16 protein-coding genes, 1 tRNA gene, 1 other RNA gene and 1 pseudogene are annotated in these 18,879 nt (G+C 48.2%); 16 read left to right on the top strand and 3 right to left on the bottom strand.

The features are described 5' to 3' along the window. Positions 1-193: 193 nt before the first annotated feature. Positions 194-553 carry a winged helix-turn-helix transcriptional regulator gene (locus ACH6EH_RS03945; protein WP_397331199.1) on the top strand — a complete coding sequence of 120 codons (360 nt, stop codon included), beginning with the start codon at positions 194-196 and terminating at the stop codon, positions 551-553. Positions 554-654: 101 nt separating this feature from the next. Here the strand turns inward: ACH6EH_RS03945 and ACH6EH_RS03940 are convergent, their stop codons facing one another. The 3 genes from ACH6EH_RS03940 to ACH6EH_RS03930 are packed head-to-tail and all read right to left on the bottom strand — an operon-like array spanning position 655 to position 3,020. Further along, entirely contained in the window at positions 655-1,710 is a 1,056-nt protein-coding gene (locus tag ACH6EH_RS03940; protein ID WP_397331197.1) for a flavin-containing monooxygenase, read from the bottom strand. Positions 1,711-1,719: 9 nt separating this feature from the next. Next, positions 1,720-2,697, bottom strand: coding sequence for a cation diffusion facilitator family transporter (locus ACH6EH_RS03935; protein ID WP_397331196.1), 978 nt, complete (start codon positions 2,695-2,697; stop codon positions 1,720-1,722). Beyond that, on the bottom strand, positions 2,694-3,020 hold the full coding sequence (locus ACH6EH_RS03930) for an ArsR/SmtB family transcription factor (RefSeq protein WP_208204670.1): 327 nt from the start codon (positions 3,018-3,020) through the stop codon (positions 2,694-2,696). Before ACH6EH_RS03930 ends, ACH6EH_RS03935 begins: the two co-directional genes overlap by 4 nt. Before the next feature lie 116 nt (positions 3,021-3,136). Between ACH6EH_RS03930 and ACH6EH_RS03925 the strand changes: the two genes are divergently transcribed. The 15 genes and pseudogenes from ACH6EH_RS03925 to ACH6EH_RS03855 all read left to right on the top strand — a co-directional run bounded on the left by ACH6EH_RS03925 (position 3,137) and on the right by ACH6EH_RS03855 (position 18,766). After that, on the top strand, positions 3,137-3,433 hold the full coding sequence (locus ACH6EH_RS03925; protein WP_397331195.1) for a hypothetical protein: 297 nt from the start codon (positions 3,137-3,139) through the stop codon (positions 3,431-3,433). 152 nt (positions 3,434-3,585) lie between these two features. After that, on the top strand, positions 3,586-3,816 hold the full coding sequence (gene secG, locus ACH6EH_RS03920) for a preprotein translocase subunit SecG (protein WP_138224126.1): 231 nt from the start codon (positions 3,586-3,588) through the stop codon (positions 3,814-3,816). A gap of 235 nt (positions 3,817-4,051) precedes the next feature. Next, positions 4,052-6,694 carry a ribonuclease R gene (gene rnr, locus ACH6EH_RS03915; RefSeq protein WP_397331194.1) on the top strand — a complete coding sequence of 881 codons (2,643 nt, stop codon included), beginning with the start codon at positions 4,052-4,054 and terminating at the stop codon, positions 6,692-6,694. Between the two features lie 249 nt (positions 6,695-6,943). Continuing rightward, entirely contained in the window at positions 6,944-7,423 is a 480-nt protein-coding gene (gene smpB, locus ACH6EH_RS03910; RefSeq protein ID WP_397331192.1) for an SsrA-binding protein SmpB, read from the top strand. 309 nt (positions 7,424-7,732) lie between these two features. Continuing rightward, positions 7,733-8,097: a transfer-messenger RNA gene (gene ssrA / locus ACH6EH_RS03905) on the top strand. A gap of 361 nt (positions 8,098-8,458) precedes the next feature. Then, positions 8,459-9,565 carry a GmrSD restriction endonuclease domain-containing protein gene (locus ACH6EH_RS03900; RefSeq protein ID WP_397331191.1) on the top strand — a complete coding sequence of 369 codons (1,107 nt, stop codon included), beginning with the start codon at positions 8,459-8,461 and terminating at the stop codon, positions 9,563-9,565. Continuing rightward, positions 9,562-10,401: an MAE_28990/MAE_18760 family HEPN-like nuclease gene (locus ACH6EH_RS03895; RefSeq protein ID WP_397331190.1), complete on the top strand. Its 840-nt coding sequence runs from the start codon at positions 9,562-9,564 to the stop codon at positions 10,399-10,401. Before ACH6EH_RS03900 ends, ACH6EH_RS03895 begins: the two co-directional genes overlap by 4 nt. A 298-nt stretch (positions 10,402-10,699) precedes the next feature. After that, a tRNA-Ala gene (locus tag ACH6EH_RS03890) sits at positions 10,700-10,772 on the top strand. A gap of 295 nt (positions 10,773-11,067) precedes the next feature. Then, positions 11,068-11,241, top strand: coding sequence for a helix-turn-helix domain-containing protein (locus ACH6EH_RS03885; protein WP_397331262.1), 174 nt, complete (start codon positions 11,068-11,070; stop codon positions 11,239-11,241). Positions 11,242-11,276: 35 nt separating this feature from the next. Then, entirely contained in the window at positions 11,277-13,637 is a 2,361-nt protein-coding gene (gene hsdR / locus ACH6EH_RS03880) for an EcoAI/FtnUII family type I restriction enzme subunit R (RefSeq protein WP_397331189.1), read from the top strand. 30 nt (positions 13,638-13,667) lie between these two features. Beyond that, the gene (locus ACH6EH_RS03875; protein ID WP_397331188.1) at positions 13,668-15,137 is read left to right on the top strand and encodes a class I SAM-dependent DNA methyltransferase; all 1,470 of its coding nucleotides are present in this window, start codon (positions 13,668-13,670) and stop codon (positions 15,135-15,137) included. Position 15,138: 1 nt separating this feature from the next. Further along, a complete protein-coding gene (locus ACH6EH_RS03870) occupies positions 15,139-16,545 on the top strand; it encodes a restriction endonuclease subunit S (RefSeq protein ID WP_397331187.1) in 1,407 nt (468 codons plus the stop codon). 833 nt (positions 16,546-17,378) lie between these two features. Continuing rightward, complete coding sequence (locus ACH6EH_RS03865; RefSeq protein ID WP_397331186.1) at positions 17,379-17,597, top strand: helix-turn-helix domain-containing protein; 219 nt, start codon at positions 17,379-17,381, stop codon at positions 17,595-17,597. A 53-nt stretch (positions 17,598-17,650) separates the two neighbouring features. After that, on the top strand, positions 17,651-17,926 hold the full coding sequence (locus tag ACH6EH_RS03860) for a hypothetical protein (RefSeq protein WP_397331185.1): 276 nt from the start codon (positions 17,651-17,653) through the stop codon (positions 17,924-17,926). A 9-nt stretch (positions 17,927-17,935) separates the two neighbouring features. Beyond that, positions 17,936-18,766, top strand: a pseudogene (locus tag ACH6EH_RS03855) (tyrosine-type recombinase/integrase). Positions 18,767-18,879 lie beyond the last annotated feature (113 nt).

Below are 18,879 nucleotides of genomic sequence, written 5' to 3'. Positions count from 1 at the left end.
TGATATAACAAATTTGTCCAAGCCCCGAATGCTTTACATCCGGCGGACAAATGCTATTATAGGGCGGTAGAATGTCAGAGGTAAGTACGCACTTTAAAGTACTGTAGGCACCTTTAAGTACCTATGTTTTTTGCAGGCTCGAGAAAGGTGCACTTCACATATCAGAGTATACGAAATGAGGAGGGCGGGGCTTGTGGCCTATAATATACCGGTTGAAGCGACCCTGGAGGTCATCGGAGGAAAATGGAAGGTCGTTATTTTATGCCATCTGGATAAGGGGGAAAAGCGCACCAGTGAGCTGAAGCGCCTTATGCCCGGCATTACCCAGAAAATGCTGACCCAGCAGCTGCGAGAGCTGGAGGAGGCGGGGCTTTTGAAGCGGCAGATTTTTGAACAGGTGCCTCCCAAGGTGGTGTACTCCTTAACGGAGTACGGCTGGTCGATGAAGCCGATCCTGGATACGATGTGCGCCTGGGGAGAGTGCCATATGAAGAAGACGGGCCAGACCTTGATGACGGAGGGAGAGCCTCAGACTGCAGGAACTTCATCGTGACTTTACCGGCGGGAGGACTCAGCCGTAATCACCAAATGCACTCAGCAGGATGGACCGGGCGGTGAGACTGAGGATAAACTCTTATGCGGGTGCTCCTGCCTTCAGCCTCGGCGGCTCTTCCTGATCCATTGCACAATGTATTCTGCATCGCGTCCCACTCCTCCCAGGAGTGCGGAATCTCTGCGTTGCTGCCATGGCAGCCCCAGAAAGAACAAGCCTTGGACCGAAGAGATCCCGCGCTGGTGCAGGGGCCTGCCCTCGCCATCCAGCACCCCGGGAACCTTTATCCAGCCGTAATCAGGCCGAAATCCGGTAGCCCATATAATGTTGGGATACACGGCTTGGGTGCCATCCTCAAAGAGCATCACATCCTGTTTGGCTGCTACGGTCCTTGGCTTGATAGTGACGGCATCGGACCTTAACGCACGCTTCACCTCTGTGCCAAAAATGGGATCGCCTTTAGCGCGAAGCCATCGGCCTGCCGGGCTGTCAGCGGAGGCACGAAGCACGCCACTGTGTTTCAACCACCAGAACATGCTTTTACCCCAAAAAGTAAGCGGCATGAATTTCAGACGCTGCCCTGCAGAGAGATGAACCTCCCGCTCCATAGACAGCTCCGCGGCGATCTGCGCACCGGAGTTGCCTGCCCCAACGATCAGAACGTAGCCTTGCTGAAGGGAGGAGGGGTTTACGTATTCCGAGGTATGCATTTGGCGGATATTTTCGGATAGCTGCTGAGCAAAGGGAGGAAGGTGCGGCTTTTGAAAAGGGCCTGTCGCCACAATGACCTGTCGTGCTTGAATCTCACCTTGACTCGTAGTGACTGCAAATCCAGCGGCTGTCCGCTCCAGTCTCTGAACTTTAACACCCAGCTGCATCGGGAAGCTGTAATGCCGAGCATACTGCTCCAGGCTATCGGCAATCTCGTCCTTGCTGCTGCAGCCGTCTGGATTCCCCTCCAGCAAAAGACCGGGCAGCGCATTGTAGGCACGGGGAGTAAAGGTGATCAGAGAGTCATATCTCTGTCTCCAGGGATCTCCAATACGTGATTCTTGCCCGATCAGCAGGAAATTTATCGTTGTCTTACTCAGATGGTAGGCGGCAGCTAATCCCGCTTGGCCTGCCCCTATAATAAGGATATCCACATGTGTATTCATCTGCAGCACCTACACCTTCAGCTCGGCATGCCGGGTTGCCGGGGTTTCAATCTGAATCGTGGTGTGGTCAATTCCGAATCGCTCAGCGATGGTCGTAATCGCAGCCTGCAGCACAATCTGGGAATTCTGTCCATCGGTAATAACCAGGTGGCAGCTGAGTGAATCCAGGCCCGAGGTAATACTCCAGATATGGAGATCATGCACCTCTGTAACGCCAGGAATGCGGCTCAGAACGTCCTCAACATCAGCGGCATTCACATGAGCCGGCGTCCCCTCCATCAGGATATGCACGGTATGCGTAATTACGCCCCAAGCGCCGCGCAAGATCAAGAGGGCTACCACTACGCTGATGATGGGGTCCGCGATATACCAGCCGAAGAGCAGCATAACCGCGCCTGCTGCAATGGCACCTACAGAGCCCAGAGCATCCCCCAGCACATGCAGGTAGGCACTGCGCAAATTGATGTTGTTCTTGACATCGCCTTTTCGCATCAGTGCCCAGGCGCTCAGCACATTAGCGGCGAGACCGATGGACGCAATCAGCATCATGGAGCCGCTGGCCACTTCGGGTGGCTCGGTAAAACGTCCATACGCTTCCCACATAATGAAGCCGGCCACAACAAACAGCGTCACCCCATTGAGCAGCGCTGCCAGAATCTCAAACCGGTAAAAGCCAAACGTCCGCTTCGGAGAGGATGGCCGGGAAGCAAAAGAGACGGCAGCCAGGCTAAGCAGCAGCGAGACCGTATCACTCAGCATATGGCCGCTGTCCGAGAGCAGGGCCAGACTGTTCGTCAGCAGCCCCCCAAAAAACTCAAGCAGCATAATGCTGAACGTGATGCCTAACGCGAGAAGCAGGCCTTTTTTATTGCCCTGGGGGTCCAGCCCGTGATGATGACCGTGGTGGTGTCCATGATGGCCATGGCCATGACCGTGACACGTATGATCGTGGCTATGCCCGTGATGGGAATGAGAGTGAGAGCTCATAGCGTTTCAGCCTCCTGACATTGCTCGGCGTGACAGACCGCCTGATTAAGTAAGGATATGACGTGATTATCATCGCAGGAGTAGATCATGCTGGTGCCCTCCCGCCGGCTTTTGACCAGACGCATCGTCCGCAGCAGGCTTAACTGGTGCGATACTGCTGACTGGGAAATATCTAGCACCTCCGTAATATGACCCACCGTACACTCCTCCTGAGCGAGCATATATAGGATCTTAATGCGCGTGGGGTCTGACAATGCTTTAAATATCCGGGATACATCCTCAACCGTCTGTGCTTGTAAAAAAGAGTGCTCATGAGCCTCCATATACATTCGCCGCCCTTTGTATTCTATATATGAGCATATGCTCATATATAGAATACAAAGATGTGCGACAGATTGCAACTCCTTTTGCCTCGGTGGGCGGTTTCCGTGCCCAACGAATGCGAAAAACCGAACTCGATGGGCGCGCCGCCCGCCCCCGCGCCCAACGAACGCGAAAAACCGAACTCGATACGTCCGAATGCCGCCCCCGCGCCCAACGAATGCGAAAAACTAAACTCGATGAGTCCGAATGCCGCCCCCGCGCCCAACGAATGCGAAAAACCGAACTCGATGCGGCGGTGAGCGGTTCTGGAGCAAATGAATGCGAAAAACCAAACCCGATGCGTCCGCCGCCCGCCCCCGCGCCCAACGAACGCGAAAAACTCGATCGCGCCGTTGTGGTAAATCTGGAATAAACGAACTCAAGTTAAGGTAATAATAGGCTTTTGGGATAAGGAAAAGAGCCGGAAGTCGCTTTATCTTTCTTGTCAACCTGCAATTCACTGTGGTAGAATAATAATGGTGTTTTTTATATTGATGATGTTTACTCGCTTGGGAGGTGGAAGGTATGGTAATGTTTTGGGAGGTTCTGCTGGTTATTTTTTCGATCGCTATGATCGTGGTCGTTCTTCTTCAGAAGGGTAAAAGTGCGGGTCTTGCTGGTGCCATCTCCGGCGGTGCTGAACATCTTTTCGGGAAGACAAAGGCTCGCGGGATGGACCTGGTGCTGCAGCGCACCACCGTTGTCATCGCTGTAGGCTTTATTGTCACTGCTGTTATTGTCGCGATGCTGAAATAGAATGAACATAGAACCTTCGCTTTTTTCAGTTCGGAAGAGAGCGGAGGTTTTTTTATACCATTTTTCCAATGTACATAATTCCTGAGATTGCATGATTTCCCACTTCGGCTTTCCCTGGAGCCTGACCTAAGGATACCTTCGATTAAATTCGTGTATACTAGGTTATGGGTATATATAGGTAAAGGTTGAATGAATACAGGTTTACACTTATGCCACGTTTTCTTGAGGTGAAAAGATGATAACAGAACAGACATTACTGGAATTTATGCGGGAAACCGCCTATAAGCCGATGACATACCAGGAGCTGGAGCAGCATTTCGGGATTGAGGATGCGGGAGATTTCCGCGAATTTTTGAAGCTGCTGAATGAGCTGGAGCAATCGGGACAAATTCTGCTGACCCGCACGAACCGCTACGGTGTGCCGGAGCGGATGGACCTGGTGCGCGGACGGATCCAAGCTCATGCGAAGGGCTTTGCTTTCCTGATTCCTGATGATCGGGAGCATCCTGATGTATACATCCATGCCAATGACCTGAAAAGCGCAATGAACGGAGATATTGTGCTGCTGCGCGTCACCTCCCAAAGCCATGCCGGGGGCAAACTGGAAGGTGAGGTCGTCCGGATCGTTACGCGTGCGGTAACCCAGATTGTGGGTGTGTTTCAGAACCATGAGGTGTATGGCTTTGTCATTCCGGATGACAAGCGGATTAACCGGGATATTTTTATCCCGAGACAAGGAATGAACGGAGCAGTGGACGGCGAAAAGGTCGTCGTCAAGCTGCTCAGCTATCCGGAAGGCCGTGCAGCGGCGGAAGGTGAAGTGGTGGAGGTGCTGGGGCATAAGGATGACCCGGGCGTCGATATTTTGTCCATCATCCGCAAGCATCAGCTGCCCGAGGGCTTCCCGGAAGAGGTGCTGGCTGAAGCGGAGCAGGCGCCGAGCTCCATTACCGAGGAAGAGATTGTGAAGCAGGGCAGACGGGATCTGCGCGGGCTGAACATTGTGACGATTGACGGCGAGGACGCGAAAGACCTGGATGATGCCGTGAACGTGGAGCGTCTTCCTAACGGTCATTACAGACTGGGCGTACACATTGCCGACGTCGGCTACTATGTGCGGGAAGGATCGGCATTGGATCAGGAAGCGTATGCACGGGGCTGCAGTGTCTACTTGGTTGACCGGGTTATTCCGATGCTGCCGCACCGCCTGTCGAACGGCATTTGCAGCTTGAATCCGCAGGTGGATCGCTTGACGCTGTCGTGCGAGATGGAATTTAACGAGCAGATGAAAGTCGTCAAGCATGACGTCTTCACGAGCGTGATTAAGACGAAGGAACGGATGACGTACAGCAATGTGCGCAAAATTCTCCTGGACGTGGACCCGGAGCTCATCGAGCGCTATAGCGAGCTGGTCGATGATTTCCGCCTCATGCGCGAGCTGGCAATGAAGCTGCGGGACCGGCGGATGCGGCGGGGCGCGGTGGATTTTGATTTTGTGGAATCCAAGGTCATTGTCGATGAGAGCGGCAAGGCGGTCGATATTGTGAAGCGCGAGCGCTCCATCGCCGAGCAGATTATTGAGGAATTCATGCTGGCTGCGAATGAGACGGTGGCAGAGCATTTTCACTGGCTGAAGGTGCCGTTCCTGTACCGGATTCATGAGGAGCCGGACCCGGAGAAGCTGCAGAATTTTATGGCGTTTGCGGCGAATTTCGGACACCATGTCAAGGGACGGGGCAATTCGATTCATCCGCGCGCGCTGCAGTACTTGCTGGAGGACATTCAGGGCACGAAGGAGCAGACTGTACTGAGCACGATGATGCTCCGGTCGATGAAGCAGGCGAAATATGATGCTGAGAGCACGGGGCATTTCGGACTGGCGGCGGAGTTCTACTCTCACTTCACCTCTCCGATCCGGCGTTACCCGGATCTCGTCATTCACCGCGTCATTCGCGAGGTGTTCGAGAACGGCAATACGCTGACGGAGCAGCGTCAGGAATATTTGGGCGCTAAAATGCCGGATATTGCTCAGCAATCCTCCGAGCGGGAGCGTGTGGCAGTGGATGCCGAACGCGACACCGAGGCGCTGAAGAAAGCGGAGTATATGCTCGATAAGGTAGGCGAAGAGTTTGAGGGCATGATCAGCAGCGTAACAAGCTTCGGCATGTTTATCGAGCTGGAGAATACGGTTGAGGGCTTGATCCGCCTTAGCGCGCTGAGCGACGATTATTATCATTTTGATGAGCGTCACATGCTGCTTATCGGCGAGCGGACGTCCAAAATGTTCCGTATCGGCGATGAGGTCAAGGTTCGCGTGGCGAACGTGAACATGGAGGAGCACACCATCGATTTCGAGATGGTGGATATGAAGCCGCGCCGTGAAGGCGGCTTCGGAGGCGGCGCCGGCAAGCGCAGCGGCGGTGCTGGCGGTGGCGGCCGAGGCTTCGGAGGCCGCGATCATGGCGGGCGCGGCGGGGCCAAGGGCGGCCGCGGCAAGCGCGGCGGCGATGCACAGCCCGCCGCAGCCGGCGATGCGAGCGGAAAGCCAAGGCGCAGCAAGCGAGGAGACGCCGGCGGTGCCGGTGGCGCTGCAGGCGGCAGCAGCGGTGGCGGCGTGAGCCTGGGCCGCAGCGAGGAGACGCCGCGCAGCTTCGCCTTTGGCAGCGGCAAGGGCGGCTACAGCTCGCAGGGCGCGAGCTCGACCGGCTTCGATCGCAATGCCGGCAGCGGCAAAGGCGGCAGCCGGCGCAAGAAGACGTCTGGCAGCGGCATTTTTATCGGGGAAGGCGCATCGCCTGGTCCGGGAAATGGCGGTGGCGGCCGCAAGCGCAAGAAGGGCGGCAGCACGGCAGCTTTTGTACGGAAGATCAAAAAGTAAGGGTGTCAGGCAGAAAAGCGGGAGGGACACCCTTCGCTGCTCCTTTTAGGCTAAATTCCTCGGCTAAAGTGCGGCAATGAGACTCTAGTGTATTTGCGGGGGTCACCGATGCCGGAGGGCAGGCCCCGCCTTGCTTTTGGAGGATGCAGTTGATACAATGGACTTCTGGTGAACCGCTGTCAGGATGCGTTTACCGGAGGTCTTTTTCACCAGGGTGACCATATATTTATGAAGCTAAGGAGTGATCCTATGGGTAAGAAAAGTGACGGGAAGGTTCTGGCCCAGAACAAAAAAGCTTCCCATGATTACTTCATCGAAGATACGTATGAAGCCGGCATGGTGCTGTCCGGAACGGAGATCAAGTCATTGCGCAACGGGCGTGCGAACATCGGGGACGCTTTTGCCACGATTCGGAACGGTGAGGTTCATATCCACAACATGCATATCAGCCCGTTCGAGCAGGGAAACCGCAGCAATCCGCTGGACCCGACGCGAACACGCAAGCTGCTGCTGCATAAAGTCCAGATCAACAAGCTGCTCGGCTTGTCCAAGCAGGAAGGCTATTCTATTGTGCCGCTGAAGATTTATATCCGCAACGGCTATGCGAAGCTGCTGATTGGCCTCGGTAAGGGTAAGAAGCAGTATGACAAGCGCGACACCGCTGCGAAGCGGGATGCCCAGCGGGACATTCAGCGGGCTCTGCGGGAGAAGCAGAAGGTGGCGCGGTAAGTCTGCCGCATGAGGAAGAAGCGGTAATTCTACGGTTTTATAAGCATAATCACACGGGCTGGCAGCAATTAGCTGCTTTCCCTGTGATCTGTATATCATTTTGATAGATAATGTGATATACTAACTGATGTAAGCGATCCTTGATCTTTATTAAGATCTTTGACAACAAGCTTGTTGCTTCAAAATCCTTTCTTGGAGGGAAAGGGTTTTGGAATAGATGAATCTGCTTGGCTTGATCATCTTCAGATCTAATCCATCTATCCCTTTTTTGTGTGAGGCTTTGCTTAACCGCGAGGTTCACCTTATTAAGGGGGCGTTCTTGGATTCGACGGGGGTAGTTCGGGCATGAGTAGCGGGTAGTGGGGACGCGTCCACTTCATCAACGCTAAAGCCTATTAAACGGCAAACAACAAAACAACTACGCTTTCGCAGCTTAATAACCTGTGAGCGTGCTCTCGCTCTGTATCGCCCATGTACCGGGATGAGGGCTCAACTTTAGTGGGATACGCTGTCACATCTCCGCCTGGGGTGTGCTGAAGAAGACAATCAGGCTGACCCAACGTATAGCCGGTTACGGGGCGATACTCGGGTGACATCAAAGCCGTGACTACACCCGTAGAAGCTTGTGTTGTCGTTATCTTCGGACAGGGGTTCGACTCCCCTCGCCTCCACCATGAAAAGCCCGACCTCATGCGGTCTGGGCTTTTGTTATGTCCAAGTTCGTAGACCACCGTAGACATCAGCTTTTTTGGCGATGTTGAAGGTGGTTTTTTCGTAGACACTTTGTCTACTGATATATTTAGTCCAACGCACTTATGTCAATACTGTTGAAGATCAGAAAAAAAATGCTGGAGTACTCAGTTAGGCCAATTTCGTATCTCCTTCAATCCAATGTAAGATAGTCTAATCCGCTGTCCACTTTAAGGTATTGAAGATAATTGTCAAGCATAGTGTTATAATAATGTGTATAGCTCTCAATTTGACGTTCATGTAAATTTCAATAAATTCCACTTAGGAAATTAAGGGGTTGAATCTTTGAATACATTGAAAAAAAATTTAGCTGAATTACAGCAACTTGCTAAGAAACGTACTGTTAAAACGCAAAGTATTGAGTATGATTTGGAAACTTTGGTGAAGAAAATTACAAGAAAGACAATTAAGCTCGATCCAGAGTACCAAAGAAATCATAGATGGAGTGAAGAAACATCATCAAAATTAATTGAAAGCTTGATCCTCAATATTCCAGTTCCTTTGGTTTATCTATCTCAAGATGTTGATGTTGATGCTGACGATGCCGATGGTTTGGCAAGGTACTCAGTTATTGATGGTCAGCAGCGTTTGACGGCAATTTATAATTTTATGACAAATGAATTGGCTTTAGAGGGAATGGAAGTATTGAAGCCATTGAACGGTTCTAAGTATAAGGACTTACCCCCCTTTTTGATACGTAGATTAGAGGAGAGGACAATCAAGTGCTTGAGAATTGATTCTACGCTTGACCCACAAGTCAAGTATGACATATTTGAAAGGCTAAACTCGGGATCTGTTAAATTAGAGGCGCAGGAATTAAGAAATGCGATATACAGGGGATCATTTAATAAATTAATAAAGGATCTTGCTAAACAAGAAGATTTCAGAGTCTTAAACCAAATTAGTCTCGATAAACCTGATGAAAGTAAAAAAGTTCAAAAGATGGAGGATGTCGAACTAGTTCTACGCTTCTTCGCTTTGCAAAATAATAACTATAAGAATTTAAAAAAGGGCTTCAAGGTATTCCTTTCCGATTCCATGGAAGAACTTAATAAGCTCTCAGATGATGAACTGATTGGTCTAAGAAGTCAATTTGTGAAAACAATGAAAGTTATAAGGGAACACTTTGGGGATCAGGCATTCGCAAAATACAGATTCGAAAATCTAGAATTTGTTCAGATGTCGAAATTTAATGCTGCAGTGTATGATGCATTAGCAATAGCTGTTGCGGATGAAGTTAACCTAGATGATCCTGATTTTTCAAAATTAAATAGCACAACCTTTAAGGAGTTATTTAAAAATAGTAACTTTTTTGATTCAGTATCTGGAAGTGTAAATGATAAAGAAAAGGTCTCCACTCGAATTGACGCAGTCAAGGGGCTGCTCAAATGAGTCTTGTTGATAATCAAACCATGTCTGAAGTAGCAGGAACGAGTACATTTGCTTCACTATTTATTGAGGAGTTAGGCGCTCGGTGGACTGAGATAGAACTACTTATAGAAGAAATAAAACAACATAGTAACGATGCAGTAAAAAATGTACTATGTAGATCGGCAGTAGTGTTATTGGTTGCTCACTTGGAAGGTTTTATGAAAGAGGCTGCATCCACATTGATTAAGGATCTAAATCATCATTGTGTGTTTAGTGAGTTACCCAAACGTATTCAGAAAACTTATTGCAGTTTATTCTTGTCAACTATAAACGATAGCGGTGGTATCGATAATAAAATACAAGGGAGGCTGATGGAGAAATTCGGTGAGTTAAATGCCCGACTTACAGTAGAACCATTTTTATATGATCGTAATAAAAATCCATCTCCCTCAGTTATTGAAACTATTCTTAACAATTTCGGTGTAAAGGACTTCTTTAAACTGTTGCATATGTCTTCTTTAGATATCGTTTTTGAAAATAGTAGTTCAGAGACACATGTTCTTTTGGAGAATTTAAGAAACTATACAAGACAATCAATTGCGAGTTTTCCGTATAACATAAATTTGGGCCATTATGGAATATCTATTAAGGGTGGAAAATTAGCAAGAGAAGATTCTTTATGGATTGTATTTTTAGATGAACTGTTGAGGAAGAGGCACTCAATTGCGCATGGGTCTAGTTTTCAAAATGATATATCAGTTAATGAACTTGAAGATGCTAAAATGAAAGTCCAGATCTTACAATATTCTATAGCTTTAGTATTATTTAATACTGGCGTAGCGAGTTTGTCTGCATAGTGAAATTTATACTTCCTCCGCATTAGTCGTGCATCTCCAGCCCACCGCTGCAGATGCTTTTTTCATGTTAATAAATACTATTAAAACTATGAGAATACCTTGATAAGACTCCGAAAAGAAGATAACATACACAAAACTTCTGAGGAGGCGTTCCCATGTCCAAGCCCATCCACTTGTACCAACTCGATAGAACCCGCAAACGAGCAGCAGCTGGTCTCCTCAATCAGCATCATCTGACCATCCGTGGGAGAACACCATGAAGCATTTACATCCATAAAAAGCAGGAATTGATTATAGTGGGGGCTTAGCTCAGCTGGAGCGCTTGCATGGCATGCAAGAGGTTAGCGGTTCGATCCCGCTAGTCTCCACCAAACAACTATGACAAAACGGCAGAGATGCCGTTTTTTTGTTTTTAAGAAAAGGTTGTTAGCTGATTTGGCTAGGATGTTTCTGGCAAAGTGTTCTTGCGACTGTTCGTTGACTCTGTGGAAGTGGAAGACTGGATCAATATACGCCCGATATTACAGAAGCTAGGTTTTTATCATCTTGCTTTATTGTAAGGTTTTCTCATTTCCCTGTTTAGTCCTATGATATAATGAAATGAGCTACGTTGTCCGCTCAATAGGAGGACTTCATATGGTGAACAGTTACGATAAGTTGTGAAAACTGTTAATCGAAAAGAAGATGAATAAGACCGTTCTGAAAGATCAGGCAGGGCTTACCTTCAACACCTTGGCTCGACTTGGGAAGCGACAGCCTGTCAATTTGGAGAGTCTCTATAAAATCTGCAAGTGTCTCAATTGTAATATCGGCGACATTGTCGAATTTGAATTTGAGTAAACAGGCTTACTCATGATGAGGGGAGGAATGGGCGTATGGGAAAAGGATCGTTATCGGAAGAAGATATAAAAGCCCAGTATATTACGCCAGCGGTTACGGATGCGGGCTGGGACTTGAAACGGCAAGTTCGGATGGAATATGCATTTACAGCCGGTAGAATCATTTTGCGTGGAAACATGACGGCTCGCGGTCGGAAGAGGCGTGCCGATTATGTGCTCTTTTATAAAACGAACGTTCCACTTGCTATCATTGAAGCCAAGGACAACCGACAACCGGTCGGTGCAGGCTTGCAGCAAGCCATTGAGTATGCCAAGGCACTGGACATCAGTTATGTCTACGCATCCAATGGCGATGCTTTCGTCGAACAGAATCTCATTACAGGTGAAGTTCGGGAACTGGCGCTCCAAGCCTTCCCCTCTCCGGATGAGCTATATCGCCGCTATTTGCGCGACAAGAACATTAGTGCGGCGGAAGAGCAAGTGATGCTGGAGCCGTATTACTATGTACCGCAATATAAAACGCCAAGGTACTACCAACGCATCGCGATTAATCGAACGGTTGATGCTGTGGCAAGGGGGCAAGAACGCATCTTACTCGTGAGCGCCACTGGAACGGGTAAGACGTACATGACGTTTCAGATGATTTATCGGCTTTGGAAATCGGGGTTAAAGAAGAAGATCCTATTTCTTGCCGACCGCAATGTATTGGTAGACCAGACAATGTCTGGGGACTTTAAGCCTTTTGGCGGCAAGATGATCAAGGTGCAGAATAAGAATCTGGATAGTTCCTATGAAATCTATCTCGCGCTATACCAGCAATTGACGGGCGAAAATGGTGAGGAAACGTTCCGACAGTTTCAGCCGAGCTTCTTCGATCTCATTGTCATAGATGAGTGTCATCGGGGTAGCGCCAAGGAAGAGTCTGCATGGCGGAAGGTTCTTAACTACTTTTCAGCCGCTACTCATATTGGGTGTACCGCCACACCTATCGAGACGCAGGATGCGTCAAGCTTCTCATACTTTGGCGAGCCGATCTATGAATACTCACTCAAGCAAGGCATTGACGATGGCTTCCTCGCTCCTTATAAAGTAATTCGTATCGGATTGGATAAAGACTTGGAAGGCTATCGACCCGAAGACGGGAAAATCGATACATATGGCAACGAAATTGAAGATCGCGAGTACAATGTGAAGGACTTTGACCGCACCTTAGTCATCGATGATCGCACCAGGGTCGTCGCAGCCAAAATCACCGAGTTTTTGCAGAAGACGGATCGAATGAGTAAGACGATTGTGTTCTGTATCGACATTGAGCATGCGGAGCGGATGAGACAAGCTCTGATTCAAGCGAATCAAGACTTGTATGCCCAGAATCATCGGTACATTATGCGAATTACGGGGGACAACGATGAAGGTAAAGCGCAGCTTGAAAACTTCATCGATGAGGAGAGCCCCTACCCGGTCATCGCGGTCACGAGCAAGCTCATGACAACCGGGGTAGACGCGAAGATGTGCAAGTTGATTGTGCTGGAAAATAACATTAACAGTATGACCGAATTTAAGCAGATCATCGGTCGGGGTACCCGGCTGCTTGAAGAGTACGGCAAAACGTATTTTACCATCATGGACTTCCGGAACTCCAGCCGCCTGTTCGCCGATCCCGCCTTTGACGGTCGACCGGAAGTGGTCATTGATCTGGATCAGGATGATCCTGTTGATGATCCGGAAGCTGGCTACCCCGAACCAGAAGGTGGAGATGACGGCACAAGGGAAAACCCGCCGGGATATGGCTCCGGGGTAGGAAATAACACTGACGATGGCGAACAAGAGAAGCCCCGCAAATATTACATCGGAGACGTGGCGGTAACGGTGCTTTCCGAGCGCGTGCAATATGTAGGGCAAGATGGTAAGCTCATCACGGAGAGCCTGATCGATTACACGAAGAAGAACATCTTGCAACATTATGCGAGGCTAGACGACTTCTTGCGCTCATGGAGCCAAGCCGAGAAAAAACAAGCCATCATAGACGAACTTCAAGAGCGCGGCGTATGGCTTGATGCGGTCAGAGCAGAACTTGGCGATAACGAATTGGATGATTTCGACCTCATTTGCCACCTTGCCTACGACAAGCCGCCGCTCACCAAGTTAGAGCGGGCCGAACAAGTGAAGAAGAGGCATTATCTATACCAGTACTCCGATATCGCGCAGCAAGTCATTGAAGGGTTGCTCAACAAGTACGCCAATGACGGAATTAAAGAAATCGAAGACACCAAGGTGCTCATGCTCAAGGAATTCGCCCAGATGGGCAGCCCGATGAAAATCGTCAAAGCATTCGGAGGTAAAGAGGCTTATTTGAAAGCCATTCAAGAGTTGAAGAACGAAATTTACTATGCGTAAACCACAACGAAGACAAGGCAGGTACGAAGGATGACCATACGGAATATTGTCAAAAGAATTCAAGATGTGATGCGGAATGACTCGGGGGTCAATGGCGATGCCCAGCGAATCGAGCAGATCGTTTGGATGCTGTTCTTAAAGATCTACGATGCCAAGGAAGAAATGTGGGAGCTTGTTGTCGATGATTACAAGTCAATCATTCCAGCAGGACTACAGTGGAGAGATTGGGCAGTGGATCATAAAGACGGACAAGCATTGACCGGGGACACGCTATTGGATTTTGTCAACAACACGTTATTTCCTGCACTTAAAAATATTGAGATCGATGAGGATACGCCGATGCGGCAACTCATCGTAAAATCTGCGTTTGAAGACGCGAACAACTATCAAAAAGATGGTGTACTCTTACGGCAAGTGATCAATATTATCGACGAGATTGACTTCACCGAGTATAAGGAGCGCCACGAATTTGGAGCGATCTACGAGTCCTTCTTGAAAGATCTGCAAAGCGCTGGAAATGCCGGAGAATTCTATACGCCCCGAGCTGTTACCGACTTTATGGTAGAGGTGATTAAGCCTGTACTCGGTGAGAAAATTGGTGACTTCGCTTGCGGTACCGGGGGCTTCTTGACCTCGGCATTGAATGCGCTGGAGCCACAAGTCGGCAACTCGCTCGAAAATCGGGAAATGTATAACCAGTCGGTGTACGGTATCGAGAAGAAATCCTTGCCCCATCTACTGTGCGTCACCAATATGCTCATTCACGATCTGGATGACCCCGACATCCTCCACGGCAATGCGCTGGAGATGGATTACAAAGAGATGCGGAAGCTGGAACCTTTCAACGTCATCTTGATGAATCCTCCTTATGGCGGAAGCGAGAAGGAAAGCGTGAAAGCCAATTTCCCGACAGAGCTTCGTAGTTCGGAAACGGCCGACCTTTTTATGAATGTAATTATGTACCGCTTAAAGCGAGACGGTAGGGCAGCGGTCATTATTCCCGATGGCTTTTTGTTTGGGACGGACAATGCGAAGTTCAACATAAAGAAGAAATTGTTCAGCGAGTTTAACGTCCATACGGTGGTCAGAATGCCGCATAGTGTGTTTGCTCCATATACGTCGATTCGGACGAACATCTTGTTTTTTGATCACACGAAGCCGACTGATGCTACATGGTTTTATCGTCTCGATATGCCCGAGGGGGTAAAGAACTTCTCGAAAACGCGCCCGATGAAGCTGGAACATTTTGCTGATGCCCTAGCATGGTGGGTTAACCGGGAGGATATCGAAGTCGATGGTCATCCGAAAGCGAAACGGTATTCCATCCAAGAAATTATAGACCGAAGCTACAATATTGACCTTTGCGGCTTCCCTCATGAGGAAGAAGTCATCCTTGAGCCAATGGCACTGATTCAGGAATACCAGGAGAAACGGGCATCTCTGAACGCAGAAATCGATCATGTACTCGAGCAGATCACATCCATGCTTGGGGGTAAATGAGATGAACGGACAAGATTTAAAGAACAGCATCCTCCAACTGGCGATCCAAGGCAAGCTCGTGGAACAGCGGCAAGAAGAAGGAACTGCGAAGGAACTGCTAGAACAAATTCGGGCCGAAAAGCAGAGGTTGGTCAACGAAGGAAAGATCAAACGTGAGAAACCTTTGCCAGAAATTACGGAGGATGAGATTCCTTTCGACATTCCAGTGAGTTGGGAATGGATTAGAATCGGAGATGTATTCAATTTGCAAGCAGGAAAAAATATTACTGCTGCTAACATTTCCGATGATAAGTCTGAAGAGTTCGTATTCCCATGTTACGGTGGTAATGGATTAAGAGGATATGTACAGAATTTTAATAGGGAAGGTACATATGCACTGATTGGTCGACAAGGAGCATTGTGTGGAAATATTAACTTTGCTTATGGAAAGTTTTACGCAACGGAGCATGCGGTTTTAGTCGATTGCTTTGGCTTAACAGATGCTATGTGGAGTGGCTACTTTTTAAGAGCACTTAATCTCAATCAATATGCTACAGCTACAGCCCAACCGGGGTTAGCTGTTAGTAATATTGTGAAATTACCAATTCCCCTCCCCCCACTCGAAGAACAAAAACGCATCGTGGCCAAGATTGAGGAACTATTGCCTTACGTTGATCAATACGACGACGCCCATGCCAAGGTGGAGGAATTCAACAAGAAATTCCCAGAGGAAATGCAAAAGTCGATTCTGCATTATGCCATCAAGGGCAAACTTGTTGAACAACGGCAGGATGAAGGAACCGCCGAGGAACTGTATCAGCAGATTCAAGCAGAAAAAGCACGTCTGGTGAAGGAAGGCAAGATTAAGCGAGAGAAGCCCCTGCCAGCTATTACGGAGGATGAGATCCCCTTCGACATTCCCGAGAGTTGGAAGTGGGTTAGGCTTGGTGAAATAGGGATGACGAACATTGGTTTAACATATAAGCCGACCGATATTACAAATGAAGGCACAATTGTACTGCGCTCTAGTAATATTCAGGATGGACAATTAGACTACAACGACCTTGTTAAAGTATCCTGTACTATCCCAGATAATAAGATGTGTCAAACTGGGGATATCTTGATTTGTGCTAGGAATGGAAGTAAGAGGCTAGTAGGTAAGGCTGCGATGATTGACAAAGGAGGAATGAGCTTTGGTGCATTCATGGCAATATACAGGAGTGTATGCAATGAGTACATTCTTTATATAATTAATTCAGCGTACTTCCGAAACTCAATGTTACCGGAGACTGGTACTACTACAATAAATCAAATTACTCAAGAAACTTTAAGGCATTGCATCATCCCACTCCCTCCAATCGAAGAACAAAAGAGAATCGTAGTCAAGATCGAAGAACTAATGCCTTACACAAAGCAATTGGCAAAGTGAATCCATCGCCTAAACCTTTGATCACTCAATACAACCTTCAAGCCAGATCGTCCGATTATCCCCAATCCGGGGTATTGAGGATGACCTGGCTTTTTTATGCGACAATTAAATAAAACTAAAACAATGAGAATACCTTGTTGTGAACCTCCTATAAAGAAGGTAATATATACCAAACTTCCAAGGAGGCGTTCCCCATGTCCATTCGACCAGTTGACGTTGTAATGATCGTCCGGACTCATTTGCTCCGGCGTGTAAGGAGGATCGATATACAGGAAGCTGCGGCTCTGCACTTCGATTAGTTCATAGGTTAGCTCCGGCTTGGTTAGGTAATAGAACAGAGCGCACAGACTTTCGTCAATCTCGTTGTAGACACGTTTCGACAACCGGGTAGGAGGGAGATTCAGTAAGCATCTGGCACCACCGCCGCAAACTTCCCAGTAATCGTCTGGGCGATGTAGTTTGGGAGGCGCGGTTGCAGACTGACAGCTGGGTTTGGGCGCACTAATCAGGTCATCAGCCGGACGTATCGTTATTCTGATGACTAGGCTGTACCCGCCGGACATTTATTTTTAAAACGCCGGAGTTGCTCTAGGCGGCTGCAGACAGGCGGGGTAAATTGTTTTCAGCCGCTCGGTGCTAGGGTTTCCGGCAAGCTTCACCTCGAGGGCTGGGGTGCCCGGAACTGGCGGAGTTGATTGGATGCTCTTTGATAAACAGAACAAATTTTCTCACATTGCGAAGTTGTCGTAGAGATTTATCTTCAAATGACTTGACTCCCCTCGTGTTACAAGTTAATACAAAATAAGTAAATAAATTGATTGGAGGCAATTATCGTGGAAGCTACTCAAGCTTTATATAGTGAAGCTAATCAACCTTTATATTATACGGTATCCCAACTGTCGGAAATTCTCCCTTTAGGAAAGAACTCGATTTATCGATTGGTAAGCCAATCGGACTTTCCGAAGATGGTTGTCGGAAAGAAGATATTGATTCGTTCAGACGAACTGGATAGTTACTTGTCCAAAACACTCTACGGTAAGATCGATTTGTAGGAAGTTCCTCGGGGGCTTTTGCCCCCTCCCAATACATTGATGAGGTGATTGAAATGGCAGCGAGTTATAGCAAAGTAAATGGTAAGTTCAGAGTGACCTTCGAGTATGGAAAAGCCGAGGATGGCAAGCGTATACGCAAATTCAAAACAGTCGACACAGAGGCGGAAGCCATTAAATTAAAGACGGAATTCGACTACAACCAGCAACGCGGTATGCTTGTGATGAAGAACGAATTCACAGTTGCTGAACATTTGGAAAGATGGATGAAACTATACGTGGAAGAAAACTGTCAAGAGACAACGGCGTACGGTTATCGAAATATTGTTTAGAACCACCTTGTGCCTTACATGGGCAACATAAAACTCCAGGATTTGAATGCCGTTATCATTCAAGAGTACTACAGCTATTTGAGCAAAGGGAAGAAATTGTCCGCTAACTCGATTCGCAGGCATCATGCACTGCTCCATAAAGCGCTTGATTTTGGACTTAAACAGAGCTTGGTACATCGAAATGTAATGGAAGGTGTTACCCAGCCGAAAGGAGTTAAGTTTGTCGGTAAGAGTTATACCAAAGAGCAGATTAAGCTGTTGCTCAAAAAGGTGAGGGGGACGAAGCTGGAAGTTCCTGTTTACCTCGCGGTCGGTCAAGGGTTGCGGCGCGAAGAGATAACTGGATTGCGGTGGGAGCATGTCGATCTCGATCAAAGAGTTCTTCAAATTATTGAGGTTCGTACAGCGGCAGGGGACAACAACAATATTGTCAAAATGCCAAAGACGGAGAAGAGCAGAAGATCTATGCATATTGTTGATGAGGTTTACAATTTATTAGTTTTTCACAAGGCTTGGCAAGATAAGCAGAGAGAGCGTCTGGGAAGACTATACCACGATTCCGATTATGTCTTTGTCCGGGATGATGGGAAGCCTTATTGAGTCAACTCGGTATCTGAACACTTCTTGGATTTCTTGAGAAAGCATGAGTTGCCCCGGATTAGGCTGCATGACTTGCGGCACACCTTTGCCAGTGTCATGTACTCAGAAGGTGTAGATATCAAAGCCATCTCGGAGATTATGGGTCACTCGGATATAGGCACGACCAGTCGGATATACACCCATTTGTTCGACAACACGCATAAAGAAAAGCTGAGTGTCATGAGTAAGGTGTTATCTTAGACGCAGATGCGGGTTCCTTAAACGGAACTCGCGTTTTTTTTAATAGCAGTTGAAATTATCATCTGACTTAGATATACCGTTTTTGAATTAAAAGAAAGGACTACTATTATCTT

It is taken from the genome of Paenibacillus sp. JSM ZJ436 (assembly GCF_044383795.1).
Classification (GTDB): Bacteria; Bacillota; Bacilli; order Paenibacillales; family Paenibacillaceae; genus Paenibacillus_AQ; species Paenibacillus_AQ algicola.
Note: the sequence above shows the minus strand (reverse complement) of the source record. Positions and strands in the feature narration are given on the sequence as shown.